We start from the raw sequence: 15131 nt of genomic DNA on the forward strand, positions 1-15131 counted from the left end.
GGAGCAGCTAAAAGGCAGCGCAAAGGGACAGTGTAGCCAAAGGGCACACTGCTGTCCAGTCCGGATTCGGAGACCGAATCGTCGAACTCCCTACCTCGCGAGAACGGCCCGGTCAAGGGCCCCCTCTGGGGCGGTAACTGCCTACGGGGTGTGTATTCCCCACCACGCCGGGGTTCCATGCCTGCGAGCCGAAGATTCATCGTCTCGCCCCGCGCTGCCTGGAACCGTCCCGCGTGGACCTTCGCGTCCTGAGAATTGCGCGCCTGGTGCGGTTCGTCAAGGGCACGCCCGCGAGCAGCTGCCCTCGGCGGCCCCTGCGGCGGGCTCCGCGCCCACCGCCGCACGCCAGCGGTCTGACCGGACGACTGCCCTGGTGAGGTGGCCGACCGGCGACCGCTGTGCGGCTCCGGAGGTGATCCCGGACGCGCCACGGCGCCCGCTACGGGCAGGTCGTACCCGCAGCGACGACGATCACCATACTCGTCCGCGCCCCCGAGGAGGGGCAACTGGCCGACAGAAGTGGCGAATCGTCATAGATCGGGCGCGAACCTCGCACGGTTTCGGCCATGCCCGAGCATACGAAAAGACCGGGCCGTTCACCCCTGGAGGTGAACGGCCCGGTCGGACAGCCCGTAGCCGGGCTGTCAGTCAGTAACCGTGATTACTTGACGGTGACCGAGGCGCCAGCGGCCTCAAGAGCGGCCTTGGCCTTCTCGGCGGCCTCCTTGGCAACCTTCTCCAGGACGGTCGCGGGGGTGCCGTCGACCAGGTCCTTGGCCTCCTTCAGGCCGAGCGAGGTGAGGCTGCGCACCTCCTTGATGACCTGGATCTTCTTGTCACCAGCGGCGGTGAGGATGACGTCGAACTCGTCCTGCTCCTCGACCTCCTCGGCGGCGGCGGCAGCGCCACCACCGGCGGCGACGGCGACCGGAGCGGCAGCCTTGACGTCGAACTTCTCCTCGAACGCCTTGACGAACTCAGAGAGCTCGATGAGGGTGAGGCCAGCGAACTGCTCGAGCAGCTCGTCCTGGGACAGCTTCGCCATGATGGCGTCCTTCCACTATTTCGGCAGGTGCCGGATGTACGGATAGGCGGGCGTACGGGCCCGCTGCGAGGCCGAAGCCTCCGAACTACTCGGAGACCGCGTCCTCGGCGGCGGGAGCCGGCGTACCGGCACCGCCCTGCTCGACCTTGGCCCGGAGCGCCTCCGCAGTGCGGACGAACTCCGTGAGGGGGGCCTGGAAGGTGGCGGCGGCCTTGGCCATCGACGCCTTCAGGCCACCCGCCAGCTTGGCGAGCAGCACCTCGCGGGACTCAAGGTCCGCGAGCTTCTTGATGTCATCGGCGGACAGCGCCTTACCGTCAAGGACACCGCCCTTGATGATCAGTGCGGGGTTCTCCTTGGCGAAGTCACGCAGAGCCTTCGCCGACTCCACCGGGTCACCGGCGACGAAGGCGACAGCCGTCGGACCCGCGAACAGGTCGTCGAGCTCGGAGATGCCGGCCTGGTTGGCGGCGATCTTGGTCAGCGTGTTCTTCACCACGGCGTAATTGGCGTTGTCGCCGAGCGAGCGACGCAGCGTCTTCAGCTGCGCCACGGTCAGACCGCGGTACTCGGTCAGCACGGCCGCGTTGGAGCCACGGAACTTGTCCGTGAGCTCGGCGACGGCGGCAGCCTTGTCGGGCCTTGCCATAGGCTTACGCCTCCTTCCGTGATGTCGATGCGTGGCCGACCGTTGAGTCGACCTGCTACGCCCTTACCGCCGGAAGAAAGTGTTCGGGAAAAACGAAACAGCCCCGGCGCAGGCGCACGGGGCTTCAACATGCTCAACGGCTGCCTGCCTGACGGCATGCATCCGGAGCGCGATCTTCCTCATCCATCCTGCGCGGGTTGTCCGCATCCTTCGCGGAGCCTTCGGTCACCACACTTGCCTTTCGCAAGGCAGGCGGCGACAACCAGCGGTCTGTGGCGTGTCCTACGGTACGGGACCGCCCGCCCCGGGAGCAAATCGCCCCGAGGCGGGCGGTGCCGGTCCGGGCGGACCGTGCGGCGCCGGTCACCCCGGCAACGGCCTCCCAGGGGCCTGGGAGGCCCTGGGCGCGGAACGCCGACGGGCCGGGCCGCACTCCCGAAGGGGAGTGCGGCCCGGCCCGTCGAAACGGTTACCTCGCTCGGTCGTCGGACCGCCGTGCTCGATGGCGGCGTCATGACGGCCTCGCTCGTACCTCGCTCGGTCGTCGGACCGCCGTGCTCGGTCGTCAGACCGCCGCGGGGTCTTCCTCGACCAGGAGGTTGCGGGTGCGGCTCGGGTCGACCTGGATGCCGGGGCCGATCGTCGTGCTGAGCGCGATCTTCTTGATGTAGCGGCCCTTGGACGCGGAGGGCTTGGCGCGGAGCACCTCGTCCAGTGCGGCGGCGTAGTTCTCGACCAGCTTCTCGTCGTCGAACGACACCTTGCCGATGATCAGGTGCAGGTTCGAGTGCTTGTCGACGCGGAACTCGATCTTGCCGCCCTTGATCTCGGTCACGGCCTTGGCCACGTCCGGGGTCACGGTGCCGGTCTTCGGGTTCGGCATCAGGCCACGCGGGCCGAGCACGCGGCCGAGGCGGCCGACCTTGCCCATGAGGTCCGGGGTGGACACGACGGCGTCGAAGTCCAGACGGCCCTTCGCGACCTCGTCGATCAGCTCGTCGGCACCGACGATGTCGGCGCCCGCAGCCTCCGCTGCCGCGGCACGGTCACCGGTCGCGAAGACCAGGACCCGGGCGGTCTTGCCGGTACCGTGCGGGAGGTTCACGGTGCTGCGGACCATCTGGTCGGCCTTGCGCGGGTCGACACCCAGACGCATGGCGACCTCGACGGTGCCGTCGAACTTGCTGGTGCTGGTCTCCTTGGCGAGGCGGATGGCCTCGAGCGGGGCGTAGAGGCGGTCGCTGTCGACCTTCGCCGCCGCGGCGTTCAGAGCCTTGCTGCGCTTCACTGCTGCTCCTGTGGATGAAAGACGTGGAGTTGTGGTGGCTGCGGACCGCGCTCGGTCCTACCACTGCCGTTCGGACTGCCCTCGCGGGCGGCCAAGCGGACTTCAGCCCTCGACGGTGATGCCCATCGAACGGGCGGTGCCCGCGATGATCTTGTCCGCCTGCTCCAGGGAGTTGGCGTTCAGGTCGGGCAGCTTGGTCGTGGCGATCTCACGGACCTGGGCGGCCGTGAGCTTGGCGACCTTGGTCTTGTGGGGCTCCTTGGAGCCCTTCTCGATCCCGGCGGCCTTGAGGATCAGGCGCGCGGCCGGCGGGGTCTTGGTGATGAAGGTGAAGGAACGGTCGTCGTAGACCGTGATCTCCACCGGCACGACCATGCCGCGCTGCGACTCGGTCTGCGCGTTGTAGGCCTTGCAGAACTCCATGATGTTGACGCCGTGCTGACCCAGCGCGGGGCCGACGGGCGGAGCGGGGTTGGCCGCGCCGGCCTTGATCTGGAGCTTGATCAGCCCTGTGATCTTCTTCTTCTTGGGAGGCATGTTCTCTCTCCGGGTCCTTACGAGAGGTGTTCCCGACCGGCGTGCGGAAGCGCACCGGCGGGGCCTTGGGATTGCGGCGCCACCTGGCCGAACGGCCTGGCTCTACGCACACATCGGATCAGGATAGCCCGAAGGGGCCGGGAATCTGAAATGGATCAGCCCGGACCGAACGCGAGGGGCCCCGGACCGCGCTCGCGGTCCGGGGCCCCTCGGTGGGCACTCAGTCGTTCTTGGTGATCTGGTCGAAGGAGAGCTCGACCGGGGTCTCCCGGCCGAAGATCTCGACCAGGCCCTTGACCTTCTTGGAGTCCGGGTTGATCTCGTTGATCGTGGCCTGGAGGGTCGCGAACGGACCGTCGGTGACCGTGACCGAGTCGCCGACCTCGAAGTCCAGCACCTGGATCTCGGACGGGCGGACCTGCGAGGGGCGCCCGGCCTCCTTGGCCGCCGCGCGCTCGACGTCCGGGGCGAGCATCTTGACGACCTCGTCCAGGGTGAGCGGGTACGGGTCGTAGGCGTTGCCGACGAAGCCGGTGACCCCGGGGGTGTTCCGGACGACGCCCCAGGACTCGTTCGTCAGGTCCATGCGCACCAGCACGTAGCCGGGGAGCTTGTTCTGCCGAATGGTCTTGCGGTCGCCGTTCTTGATCTGGACGACCTCTTCCTGGGGGACCTCGGCCGCGTAGATGTAGTCCTCGACGTTCAGCGAGACGGCGCGCTGCTCCAGGTTGGACTTCACCCGGTTCTCGTAACCGGCGTAGGTGTGGATGACGTACCACTCGCCGGGGGCCAGGCGCAGTTCCTCGCGGAACGCGGCGACCGGGTCGATCTCGACCCCGTCGTCCTCGGTGACCTCCGCGTCGGCTTCCTCGTCCGCCTCGACGGCCTCGGACTCCTCGTCGGTGACGACGGTCAGCGCGGCCTCTTCGGCGGAGCCTCCGTCGGCGTCGTCGAATGCCTCGACCTCGTCGTCATCCCCATCGGCGTTGTCGATGATCTGCTCGGCGGAGTCGTCGGCACCGGCCCACTCAGAAGCGTCCAGCTCCGCAGCTTCGACCGTCTCCACGGCTTCGTCAGCCTCGGGGGTCTCAGCGGCGTCGGACGGGTGGGACTCAGACACGTTGGCTGCTTCTTCCTGGAGATGAAGGGTGGGACGGTACCGGACCGTCCACAGGGAGAAGCAGGGCTTGGCTGCGGACGACTCGGATACTCAACGATACCGACTCCACGGTAGCGGAGCGTCCGCACGGCGGTCTCCAGCGACGGTTTCCCGGCCCCGTGGTGGTCTCCCAGGGGGGCCGGGGCAGGCCGCAGCGTGCGGAAACTCAGCCGAAGACGAGCTTGGCGAGCTCGGAGAAGCCGCTGTCGAGGCCGTACACGATCGCCATGATCACCAGCACGAAGACGATGACAGTCGCCGTGTAGGTGGTGAGGTCGTTGCGGCTCGGCCAGACGACCTTGCGCAGTTCGGCGATGATCTGACGGTAGAAGAGGGCCGTCCGCGCAACCACGTTCTTGCGGTTCGGGTCCTTCTGCTTCTTCCCGCCGCCGGCAGCCTTGTTGGCACGCTTGCGGTCGCGGCGCGACAGCGTCTCGCCCTGCTCGTCCTCCGCGTTACCACGATCAGGTGTCGCGGTGGAGCCCACGGTCTCCGTCACTCGTTCCTCACCTGAAGATCGGGTACCTGTTCGAGTGTTCGCAGTGTTTGCGATCTCGTATAACGCACTGCTGGACGGTACCGCCTGAAGCGCGTTCGCAACAGAGCGGACAGCAGGGCCGGAGGGACTTGAACCCCCAACCGCCGGTTTTGGAGACCGGTGCTCTACCAATTGAGCTACGACCCTTTGGAGCCCGGTCGCCCGGACTCGCAGGACCCAACCTACCGCATCAGGACGGCCGCACGGTGAGTGCTTTCGCCCCGAGCCGCAGCTCCGGGTCCATCGGAGGTTGAGTGTAGGGGGTGGGAGCGGCATTGGTCGAATGCCTTGCCGGTGTCGTCCGTTCGCGCGTCGGCGGTACCGCGTCCGTCCCACTCCCCGAGACCCTCCCCGGGTCGGATCGCGAAACGCCCATGCCGGTCACCACCGGTCTCTGCGACGATGCAGGTATGAGCGCTGCTTCCCCCACCCCTGACCCCAGCATCCGTCCGGCCGACCGCCGGGTATCGGCCCGCATCGGCGCCATCGCGGAGTCCGCGACCCTCGCCGTCGACGCCAAGGCCAAGGCCCTAAAGGCGGCGGGCCGCCCGGTGATCGGCTTCGGCGCCGGTGAGCCGGACTTCCCGACCCCCGGCTACATCGTGGACGCGGCCGTGGCCGCCTGCCGCGACCCCAAGAACCACCGCTACACCCCGGCCGGCGGGCTGCCCGAGCTCAAGGCCGCCATCGCCGCGAAGACGCTGCGGGACTCCGGCTGGGCGGTGGAGCCCTCCCAGGTCCTGGTGACCAACGGCGGCAAGCAGGCCATCTACGAGGCCTTCGCGACCATCCTGGACCCGGGCGACGAGGTCATCGTGCCCGCGCCGTACTGGACCACCTACCCGGAGTCGATCCAGCTCGCGGGCGGTGTCCCGGTCGAGGTCGTGGCCGACGAGCACTCCGGCTACAAGGTGACGGTGGAGCAGCTGGAGGCGGCCCGCACCGAGAACACCAAGGTGCTGCTGTTCGTCTCGCCGTCCAACCCGACCGGCTCGGTCTACACCCGGGCCGAGGTCGAGGCGGTGGGCCGCTGGGCGGCGGAGCACGGTCTCTGGGTGCTGACCGACGAGATCTACGAGCACCTGGTCTACGGCGACGCCGAGTTCGTGTCGCTGCCGGTGGCGGTGCCGGAGCTGGCCGACAAGTGCCTGGTGGTCAACGGCGTGGCGAAGACCTACGCGATGACCGGCTGGCGGGTGGGCTGGGTGATCGGGCCGCAGGACGTCATCAAGGCCGCCACCAACCTGCAGTCGCACGCGACCTCCAACGTCAGCAACGTGGCCCAGGTGGCGGCGCTGGCGGCGGTGTCCGGGGACCTCTCGGCGGTGCACGAGATGCGGGTGGCCTTCGACCGGCGGCGGCAGACCATCGTCCGGATGCTCAGCGAGATCGACGGCGTGGTCTGCCCGGAGCCGGAGGGCGCGTTCTACGTGTACCCCTCGGTGAAGGGCCTGCTCGGCAAGGAGATCCGGGGCCGTCGGCCGCGGAGCTCGGCGGAGCTGGCGACGCTGATCCTGGACGAGGCCGAGGTCGCGGTGGTGCCGGGCGAGGCCTTCGGGACCCCGGGCTACCTGCGGCTGTCCTACGCGCTGGGTGACGAGGACCTGGTCGAGGGCGCGACCCGGCTGCAGAAGCTGCTCGCCGAGGCCCAGGACTGACCTCCGGGCGCGCTTCGCGGCGCGGGCCCGTCGCCCCGGCTACGGCCGGTGCGGCGGGCCCGTTCCGTTGACCGGCTTCACCCGATCGAGGGTCTTGACCTCGTTGTATTCCGGGATCAGGCTTAATAGGCGAAGATCTGTGGATGGAACAGGTATCAGCCCCTCCGATCGCTCCCCCGGCGGTCGCCGCCTTCCCTGCCGTCCGCGATGTCCGCCTTCTGCCCAAGGCGCACCTGCACCTGCACTTCACCGGCTCCATGCGTCCGACCACGCTGCTGGAGCTCGCCGACAAGCACGGAGTGCACCTGCCGGAAGCGCTGGGAGCCGAGGCCCTGAGTTCCGGTGAGCCACCGAAGCTCCGGGCCACCGACGAACGCGGCTGGTTCCGGTTCCAGCGGCTGTACGACATGGCGCGCTCGGTGCTGCGCGACGAGGAGGACATCCGCCGGCTGGTGCTGGAGACCGCTCAGGACGAGCGCGCCGAGGGCAGCGGCTGGCTGGAGATACAGGTCGACCCGACCTCCTACGCGCCCAGGCTGGGCGGGCTGATCCCGGCCCTGGAGCTGATCCTGGGCGCGGTCGCGGACGCCTCCCGGGCGACCGGGGTGCAGATCCGGGTGCTGGTGGCGGCGAACCGGATGAAGCACCCGCTGGACGCCCGCACCCTGGCCCGGCTGGCGGTGCGCTACGCGGACCGGGGGGTGGTCGGCTTCGGCCTGTCCAACGACGAACGCCGGGGCCTGGCCCGGGACTTCGACCGGGCCTTCGCCATCGCGCGGGAGGGCGGCCTGCTCGCCGCACCGCACGGCGGCGAACTGGCCGGGCCCGCCAGCGTCCGGGACTGCGTGGACGACCTGGGCGCGGGCCGGGTCGGGCACGGGGTCCGGGCCGCCGAGGACCAGCGGCTGATGCGGCGGCTCGCGGACCGGCAGATCACCTGCGAGGTCTGCCCGGCCTCCAACGTGGCGCTGGGCGTCTACGAGAAGCCGGAGGACGTGCCGCTGCGCACGCTCTTCGACGCGGGCGTGCCGCTGGCCCTGGGCGCCGACGACCCGCTGCTGTTCGGGGCGCGGCTGGTGGCCCAGTACGAGCTGGCGCGGGAGGTCCACGGCTTCAGCGACGCGGAACTGGCCGAGCTGGCGCGGCAGTCGGTGCGGGGCTCGTGCGCGCCGGAGAGCGTCCGCAAGGAGCTGCTGGCCGGGGTGGACGCCTGGTTGACGTCCTGATCCGGGTGGGCGCTGCCCGGGGCCCGGCTCAGAGCTCGACGCCGACCAGCACCGGCTCGTTCACCAGGGTGACCCCGAAGGCCGCGTGGACCCCGTCGCGCACCTCGCGGGCGAGGGCGAGCAGGTCCTCGGTGGTGGCCAGGCCGCGGTTGGTCAGGGCCAGCGTGTGCTTGCCGGAGAGCCGGACCGGGCCGCTGCCGTAGCCCTTGGGGAAGCCCGCCCGGTCGATCAGCCAGGCCGCCGAGGTCTTGGTGCCGCCGTCGGCGGCCGGGTACAGCGGCGGTGCGACCGCGCCGAGCCGCTCCCGCACCCGGTCCAGGAAGGCCGCGTGCTGGTCCGGATCCAGCACCGGGTTGGTGAAGAAGGAGCCCGCCGACCAGGTGTCGTGGTCCGCCGGGTCCAGCACCATGCCCTTGCCCGCGCGCAGCGCGAGCACCGTCTCCCGGGCCTGCCGCAGGTCGGTCCGCTCGCCCTGCGCCACCCCGAGCGCGCCGGCCACCTCCGCGTACCGGACCGGGCCGGACCGGCCGTCGGCGTCCTCCAGCGCGAACCGGACCCGCAGCACCACATAGCGGTCCGGCTGCGCCTTGAAGGCGCTGTGCCGGTAGGAGAAGCCGCACTCGGCGTTGCCCAGGGTCACCGTCTCCCGCCGGGCGCGGTCGTAGGCGACGACCCCGGTGACGGTGCCCGCCACCTCGGCGCCGTACGCGCCGACGTTCTGCACCGGGGTGGCGCCGACCGAGCCCGGGATCCCGGCCAGGAACTCGGTCCCGGCCAGGCCGTACTCCAGCACCGTGGTGCGGACCAGGTCGGTCCAGCTCTCCCCGGCGGCGGCGTCGATCTCGGTGCCCCGGCGGACGTGGCCGGTGGTGGCGATCCGCAGGGCGGTGCCGTCGAAGCCCTTGTCGCCGATGACCAGGTTGCTGCCGCCGCCGATGATCAGCAGCGGCTCACCGGCGGCGTCGGCGGCGCGGACGGTGTCCACGATCTCGTCGTCGGTGGTCGCGGTGACCAGTCGGCGGGCCGGGCCGCCGAGGCGGAAGGTGGTCAGCGGGGCGAGCTGGGCGTCCTGGAGTTCCTGCACGCTGCCAGCTTAGCCAGCTCGGAGGGCGCGGCCGTGCGGCCCGTCCTCCCCCGCGCACGGGTGGGGACGGGCCGCCGGACGCCGGTGCGGGGTCAGCCCACCGGCGACAGCACCGGGGCGTCGTCCTGCTCGGCGGCGGCCCGGGCGGCCAGCGAGCGCCTGTACCGCGGGATGGTCAGCCCGGCCACGGCCGCCCCGGTGATCGCCGCGGCGCCCACCCACAGCGCCGGGACCAGCCCGTCGGCGAAGGACTGCGGGCTGCTGTAGCCGCCGTGCGCGGTGAACACCGCGGTCAGCACGGCGATCCCGAGCGCCCCGCCGAGCTCCCGCAGCGCGTTGTTCGCGCCGGAGGCCATGCCCTGCTCCTCGGGCTGGACCGAGCCCATGAGCACGGCGGCGACCGGCGAGAAGAACAGCGCCATGCCGACGCCGGACAGGATCAGCCCGGGCAGCTGCGAGGCGTAGCTCACGTGCGCCGTCACCAGCAGCGCGAAGTAGGTGAGTCCGGCGGCCTGGAGGACAAGACCGGTGACGATGATGATCCGGCCGCCGATCCGGTTGACGAACAGGCCCGCGATCGGCGCGACCACCATCGGCATGGCGGTCCACGGCAGCATCCGCACCCCGGCCTCCATCGGGCTGTAGCCCTGGGCGTTCTGCAGCCACTGGCTGAGCAGGAACACCGAGCCGAACATCCCCAGCGACATCAGCAGCGAGGCGGTGTTCACGGCGGCGAAGGTGCGGTTGCGGAACAGCCGCATGGGCAGCAGCGGCGCGTCCGTCCGCAGTTCCCAGACCACGAAGCCGACCAGCAGGGCCACCCCGGCCACCAGTCCGGTCAGCACCACGGGGCTGGTCCAGCCCTCGGAGTTGCCCCGGATCAGCGCGAAGACGATGCCGAAGAGTCCGGCGCTGGCGAGGGCGGTGCCGGGGAGGTCGAGCCGTCCGTTGGGGCCGTGGCTCTCGGTCAGCCGCAGCCGGGCGAGCGGCACCAGGGCCAGGCCGATCGGCACGTTCAGCGCGAAGATCCACTGCCAGGAGAGGTGTTCGACGACGGTGCCGCCGATCAGCGGGCCGAGCGCGACGGCCATGCCGTTGACCGCTCCCCAGGCGCCGAAGGCCGCGCCGCGCTTGGCCGGCGGCACCGCGGCGGTGAGCAGGGTGAGGCTGACCGGGGTGAGCAGCGCGGCGCCCACGCCCTGGGCCGCCCGGGCGGCGATCAGCGCACCGATGTCGGGGGCCAGGGCGGCGCCCAGCGAGGAGAGGGTGAACAGGCTGAGCCCGATGGTGAAGATCCGGCGGCGGCCGAACCGGTCGCCGAGGCCCGCGCCGAGCATCAGCAGCACGGCGAAGGTGAGGGTGTAGGCGTTGACGGTCCATTCGAGGTCGGTGATGCCGCCGCCGAGGTGGGCCCGGATGGACGGGAGGGCCGTGGTGACGACCAGGTTGTCGAGCGCGGCCATGAAGCCCGCGGTGCTGGTGACCACGAAGGCCCAGACGGCTGGGTTCCCCTTGCGCATGTCGGTTCCCTTGCTGCTGTGTCCCCCGAGCCCGGGGGATGCCGATTAGCTATCAATCAATAACTTTTGCGGCCGAAAAAGCGACCCGCCACGACGCGGGCCGTCGGATCAGTCGCCGCTCTCGAAGTTGCATCCCTGCCACAGGCGGTGGTCCCGCGGAAAGCCCATGGCGACCAGTGCGTTGATCAGCATTCCGTGCGCGAAGAAGTTCGTGGCCTGCTCCGGCGTCATCGAGGCGCGCTCCGCGACCGCGTCCCAGAGCTCCGTCCACATCGCCCGGACGCTCTCGCCCACCTCGGTGTCCCCGGCCGCCTCGGCGGCGGCCGAGGAGACGTACATCTGCATCTGCATCATCAACCGGCTGCGGTCAGTGATCAGATCCAGGTAGGCCTTGCCCATGGCGTCCTCGGCCTCCTCCCCGGCCATCCCCTCGGAGGCGGCCATGAAGGCGTCCTTGACGTCCGACATGCACCGGCGGGCGGCGGCCTCGAAGAGCGCGCGCTTGCTCGGGAACAGCCGGAACAGGTACGGCTGGGAGACGCCCACCCGCTGCGCGATGGCAGTGGTGGTGGTGCCCCGGTAGCCGCGCTCGGCGAACTCGATCATCGATGCGCGGATGACGCTCTCGCGCCGCTCCTCCGCCGTCATCCGCATGCTCGTCTTCGCCATGCGTCAAAGTTATTGGCCAATCACTAACAAGTCAAGGCCGGTCCCCGCACCGTGGCCCCCGTTCCCGCCCGGGGGCCACAGCCCGGGCTCAGGCCAGCTGGACCACGGCCCGGGACCGGCCGAGGACCTTCTGTCCGGCGCTGACCGCCACCAGGTCGATCCGGACCCGACGGTCCTCCAGCTTGGCCGCCACCGTCGCGGAGACCTCGATCTCGGCGCCGACCGCGTCGTTCGGGACGACCACCGGCTTGGTGAAGCGCACGCCGTATTCCACCACCGCGCCCGGGTCGCCGACCCAGTCGGTGACCACCCGGATCGCCTCGGCCATGGTGAACATGCCGTGGCCGATCACGTCCGGCAGGCCCACCGAGCGGGCGAAGGCCTCGTTCCAGTGGATCGGGTTGAAGTCCCCCGAGGCCCCGGCATAGCGGACAAGTATGGCCCGGGTCACCGGAAAGGTCTGCGCCGGAAGCTCGGCGCCGACCTCGATCCGGTCGTAGTCGATGTTCGCGGTCATGCTCACCCCTCCTCGGCGGCACGGGCCACCAGCATCATCTCGGCGGTGACCACCTGCTCACCGCTCTCGTCCCGGACGTCGCCGCGCACCGACAGCACGTCGTTGCCCGCCAGCGACTTGATCGAGTCGATGGTGCAGGTGACGGTCAGCCGGTCCCCCGCCCGCACCGGGCGGACGTAGCTGAAGCGCTGGTCGCCGTGGACCACGCGGGAGAAGTCCAGGCCCAGTTCCGGGTCGTTGACGACCTGGTCCGCCGCCCGGTAGGTGAGCAGGAAGGGGAAGGTCGGCGGAGCGATCACGTCGGGGTGGCCGAAGGCCTTGGCCGCCTCGGCGTCCGTGTACACCGGGTTGGTGTCACCGATGGCCTCGGCGAACTCCCGGATCTTCTCGCGCCCCACCTCGTACGGGGCCGTGGGCGGATACGTCCGCCCGATGAAGGAGGGATCGAGCGGCATGGGCAGACTCCCTGTGGATCCTCGGGTTACAGGAAAGCAGAACGTGGCGAAGGCCGCCCCCATGACTGGGGGCGGCCTTCGCCGACGAGCTGGTCGATAGCACCGGCCCTGCGTGGAACGCAGAGGTCAGCGAGTCTCGCGGTGCGCGGTGTGCGAGTTGCAACGGGGGCAGTGCTTCTTCATCTCAAGACGGTCCGGGTCGTTACGCCGGTTCTTCTTGGTGATGTAGTTCCGCTCCTTGCACTCCACGCAGGCCAGCGTGATCTTCGGGCGGACATCAGTGGCGGCCACAGGAGTGCCTTCCTCGGACAGACAACGTTATGAACACAGACAACAGTAACCGACTGAGCCGGTTACCCGACAATCGGCTACAGGGCGTGGTAGCGGTGACCGGACTTGAACCGGTGACACAGCGATTATGAGCCGCTTGCTCTACCAACTGAGCTACACCGCCACGACGATCGAGCCCCCCGCCGAAGCGGGGGAGCCCTCTCATCCGAGCCCCCATGCGGAATCGAACCGCAGACCTTCTCCTTACCATGGAGACGCTCTACCGACTGAGCTATAGGGGCTTGGCCGAGGAAGACATTACACGGTCCCCGGCCGATCCGTGAAATCCATTCAGGGAGCGCACATCCCAGCTCAGGGCACCCGAGGGAACCTCCCAACCGATATGACTTCCGGACTCCTCCCGATCGTCCCCACGCGCCTCCCCAGGCCCACCACCGCTCCGGCCTAGGCTCCCTGCGGCGGCCACCGCGGCGGGAAGGAGCAGCGATGCCCAGCGGCACGCCCCTCGGCGCCCCGGGCGCCACCCGGCCACTGCTGCTGGCCGGGGCCCGGCTGACGGACGGGCAGGCGGTGGACGTCCTGGTCGGCGGCGGGCGGATCGAGAGGGTCGCGGCAGCCGGTCGGCTGGAAGCGGCCGAGCGGTTGGACCTCGGCGGCTACCTGCTGCTGCCCGCCCCGGTCGAGCCGCACGCGCACCTGGACGAGGCCTTCGGCGCCGATCCCGACGCCGTCGACGCGCCGGAGACGGCCGAGGCGGTACGCCGCCGGATCACCGAGGCGGCGCTGCTCGGACTCGGCTACGGCGCGGTGGTCCAGCGGACGCAGGTGCGGATCGGCGGCGCTCGCCCGCTGGCCCGGCTGGAGGCGGCGCTACAGGCCGGGCGCAGCCTGCACGGCCTGCTGGAGCTGCACGTGGTGGCCCTGCCCGGAACCCGGCCCGGAACCCTGCCGGTCGGCCCGCCGGGCGGCGAGGGCCCGCAGCAGCGCGCGCTGCTGCGGGAGGCGCTGTCCATGGGCGCGCACGCCGTGGGCGGCTGCCCCGACCTCGATCCGGACCCGGTCGGCTGGGTGCGGGCGGTGACCGCCCTCGCCGCCGAGTCCGGATCCCCGCTGGACCTGCACACCGACGCGGTGGACCCGGTGCGGTTCGGGCGCCTGCTGGACGCGCTGGCCGGTTCGCCGGTCCCGGTCACCCTCGGCCCCTGCCCGGGCCTGGGGCTGCTGACCGGCGACGAACTGGCCCGGGTCGCGGACCGGCTGGCCCGGGCCGGGATCTCGCTGACCTGCCTGCCGCAGGGCGAACGCTGCACCGGCACGGCGACCGCCGCGCACCCCGCCCGCCCCCGGCTGCCGGTCGGCGCGCTGCGGGCGGCCGGGGTCACCGTGGCGGCGGGCAGCGGCGCGCTCCGGGACCGGTCCGATCCGGTCGGCCGCCCGGATCCGCTGGAGGCCGCGTTCCTGCTGGCCGCCTCCGGTTCGCTCGACCCGGAGGCGGCGTACCAGGCGGTCAGCGCCCAGGCCAGGCAGCTGCTGGGGCTGCCGCCGGTCCGGGTGTCCCCCGGCGCCCCGGCCGACCTGCTCGCGGTGCGCGGCACGGACCTGCACGGGGTGCTCTCCGGCGGTCACAGCCGGATCGTGCTGCACGCGGGGCGGATCGTCAGCCGCACCAGCGCGGTGCGCGAGTACGCCGACGCCGACGGTCCGGCCGTGCCCCGCCAGGGTCACCGCCCCGGCCCGGCGCGGTGACCCACCGCGCGCGCCCGGCGCTCAGACGCTCACCGCACGCCGGTAGTGCACCAGCAGCTCGCCCCAGTCGTCGATCTTGACCCGGCCGCTGCGCCGGAAGCCCATGGACTTGTACAGCCGGTTCGCCCGCAGGTTGTCGGCGTGCGTCCAGAGCTGGGCCTGTTCGTAACCCCGGGTCGAGGCCAGGGCCAGCACCTGGTCGACCAGCGTCCGGCCGATCCGCTGGCCCCAGCGGTCCGGGGCGACGCTGAGCAGCGATATGTGCAGCAGTCCCGGCACCGGCGGGCCCGCGCCGTCCCGGTCGAGCCCGGGTACGCCGAGGATGGTGCCGACCACGGCACCCGGCGCTCCGGAGGCGACGGTGACCGGGGCCCCCTCGCGCTCCTCCGCGCGGGCGAGCAGCAGCAGCGCCCCCGGTACCGACATCCGCTTGCGGGCCAGTTCGACATGGGCCTCCGGCAGCGGCCTGCCGTTGCGCCTGACCACATGCGACAGCGTCCACATGGCCACCGCCGCCTCGACGTCAGCCGCCCCCGCCGCGTGCACCGCCGCCTGTTCGCCCATCGCCGCCCCCCTCGCCGTGCCGTCCGCTCACACGCCCCACAACCGAACTGGTTCGCTTTCTACCACGGGCCATCGGCGGGCGCGGCGGATCGGCCGCTCCCACAGGTTCGGCGCGGGACCGGCGCGGAACCGGTCCGGCCCGAGCCTAGGCGGCGGTTTCGGCGCGCCGCCAGCGACGCGGCGCC

Annotated in this window: 16 protein-coding genes and 3 tRNA genes; 3 read left to right on the top strand and 16 right to left on the bottom strand. The window is 71.1% G+C overall.

Annotated features, from left to right (window positions below; translation table 11 throughout):
- Positions 1 to 661: 661 nt before the first annotated feature.
- From rplL to GXP74_RS35350, 7 genes are all read right to left on the bottom strand, one after another.
- Positions 662 to 1045, bottom strand: coding sequence for a 50S ribosomal protein L7/L12 (gene rplL / locus GXP74_RS35320; protein ID WP_182455304.1), 384 nt, complete (start codon positions 1043 to 1045; stop codon positions 662 to 664).
- Between the two features lie 85 nt (positions 1046 to 1130).
- Positions 1131 to 1694: a 50S ribosomal protein L10 gene (rplJ, locus tag GXP74_RS35325; RefSeq protein ID WP_182455305.1), complete on the bottom strand. Its 564-nt coding sequence runs from the start codon at positions 1692 to 1694 to the stop codon at positions 1131 to 1133.
- A gap of 565 nt (positions 1695 to 2259) precedes the next feature.
- Positions 2260 to 2982, bottom strand: coding sequence for a 50S ribosomal protein L1 (gene rplA / locus GXP74_RS35330; protein ID WP_182455306.1), 723 nt, complete (start codon positions 2980 to 2982; stop codon positions 2260 to 2262).
- A gap of 102 nt (positions 2983 to 3084) precedes the next feature.
- On the bottom strand, positions 3085 to 3519 hold the full coding sequence (gene rplK / locus GXP74_RS35335; RefSeq protein WP_182455307.1) for a 50S ribosomal protein L11: 435 nt from the start codon (positions 3517 to 3519) through the stop codon (positions 3085 to 3087).
- Between the two features lie 220 nt (positions 3520 to 3739).
- The gene (nusG, locus tag GXP74_RS35340) at positions 3740 to 4639 is read right to left on the bottom strand and encodes a transcription termination/antitermination protein NusG (RefSeq protein ID WP_182455308.1); all 900 of its coding nucleotides are present in this window, start codon (positions 4637 to 4639) and stop codon (positions 3740 to 3742) included.
- 205 nt (positions 4640 to 4844) lie between these two features.
- Positions 4845 to 5177 (bottom strand): preprotein translocase subunit SecE, encoded by a 333-nt coding sequence (secE, locus tag GXP74_RS35345; RefSeq protein ID WP_182455309.1) that lies wholly within the window; start codon positions 5175 to 5177, stop codon positions 4845 to 4847.
- 113 nt (positions 5178 to 5290) lie between these two features.
- Positions 5291 to 5363, bottom strand: a tRNA-Trp gene (locus tag GXP74_RS35350).
- Between the two features lie 263 nt (positions 5364 to 5626).
- On the opposite strand from GXP74_RS35350, the gene GXP74_RS35355 reads away from it, so the two are divergent.
- The gene (locus tag GXP74_RS35355) at positions 5627 to 6874 is read left to right on the top strand and encodes a pyridoxal phosphate-dependent aminotransferase (protein WP_182455310.1); all 1248 of its coding nucleotides are present in this window, start codon (positions 5627 to 5629) and stop codon (positions 6872 to 6874) included.
- Between the two features lie 143 nt (positions 6875 to 7017).
- Positions 7018 to 8100 carry an adenosine deaminase gene (locus GXP74_RS35360; RefSeq protein WP_182455311.1) on the top strand — a complete coding sequence of 361 codons (1083 nt, stop codon included), beginning with the start codon at positions 7018 to 7020 and terminating at the stop codon, positions 8098 to 8100.
- Positions 8101 to 8128: 28 nt separating this feature from the next.
- On the opposite strand, the gene GXP74_RS35365 is transcribed toward GXP74_RS35360, so the two are convergent.
- The 8 genes from GXP74_RS35365 to GXP74_RS35400 all read right to left on the bottom strand — a co-directional run bounded on the left by GXP74_RS35365 (position 8129) and on the right by GXP74_RS35400 (position 12917).
- The gene (locus tag GXP74_RS35365; RefSeq protein ID WP_182455312.1) at positions 8129 to 9184 is read right to left on the bottom strand and encodes a UDP-N-acetylmuramate dehydrogenase; all 1056 of its coding nucleotides are present in this window, start codon (positions 9182 to 9184) and stop codon (positions 8129 to 8131) included.
- Between the two features lie 92 nt (positions 9185 to 9276).
- Entirely contained in the window at positions 9277 to 10704 is a 1428-nt protein-coding gene (locus GXP74_RS35370) for a DHA2 family efflux MFS transporter permease subunit (protein WP_182455313.1), read from the bottom strand.
- Between the two features lie 108 nt (positions 10705 to 10812).
- On the bottom strand, positions 10813 to 11373 hold the full coding sequence (locus GXP74_RS35375; protein ID WP_225448410.1) for a TetR/AcrR family transcriptional regulator: 561 nt from the start codon (positions 11371 to 11373) through the stop codon (positions 10813 to 10815).
- An 88-nt stretch (positions 11374 to 11461) separates the two neighbouring features.
- The gene (locus GXP74_RS35380) at positions 11462 to 11890 is read right to left on the bottom strand and encodes a MaoC family dehydratase (RefSeq protein ID WP_182455314.1); all 429 of its coding nucleotides are present in this window, start codon (positions 11888 to 11890) and stop codon (positions 11462 to 11464) included.
- Positions 11891 to 11892: 2 nt separating this feature from the next.
- On the bottom strand, positions 11893 to 12345 hold the full coding sequence (locus GXP74_RS35385) for a MaoC family dehydratase N-terminal domain-containing protein (RefSeq protein ID WP_182455315.1): 453 nt from the start codon (positions 12343 to 12345) through the stop codon (positions 11893 to 11895).
- 126 nt (positions 12346 to 12471) lie between these two features.
- Complete coding sequence (rpmG, locus tag GXP74_RS35390; protein WP_006604855.1) at positions 12472 to 12636, bottom strand: 50S ribosomal protein L33; 165 nt, start codon at positions 12634 to 12636, stop codon at positions 12472 to 12474.
- An 87-nt stretch (positions 12637 to 12723) separates the two neighbouring features.
- Positions 12724 to 12799, bottom strand: a tRNA-Met gene (locus tag GXP74_RS35395).
- A gap of 45 nt (positions 12800 to 12844) precedes the next feature.
- Positions 12845 to 12917: transfer RNA gene (locus tag GXP74_RS35400), tRNA-Thr, on the bottom strand.
- A gap of 205 nt (positions 12918 to 13122) precedes the next feature.
- Here GXP74_RS35400 and GXP74_RS35405 point away from each other — a divergent pair.
- Complete coding sequence (locus GXP74_RS35405) at positions 13123 to 14382, top strand: amidohydrolase family protein (protein ID WP_182455316.1); 1260 nt, start codon at positions 13123 to 13125, stop codon at positions 14380 to 14382.
- Positions 14383 to 14403: 21 nt separating this feature from the next.
- On the opposite strand, the gene GXP74_RS35410 is transcribed toward GXP74_RS35405, so the two are convergent.
- Positions 14404 to 14946 carry an N-acetyltransferase gene (locus GXP74_RS35410; protein WP_182455317.1) on the bottom strand — a complete coding sequence of 181 codons (543 nt, stop codon included), beginning with the start codon at positions 14944 to 14946 and terminating at the stop codon, positions 14404 to 14406.
- Between the last annotated feature and the right edge of the window lie 185 nt (positions 14947 to 15131).

Source organism: Streptacidiphilus sp. P02-A3a, from assembly GCF_014084105.1.
GTDB lineage: Bacteria > Actinomycetota > Actinomycetes > Streptomycetales > Streptomycetaceae > Streptacidiphilus.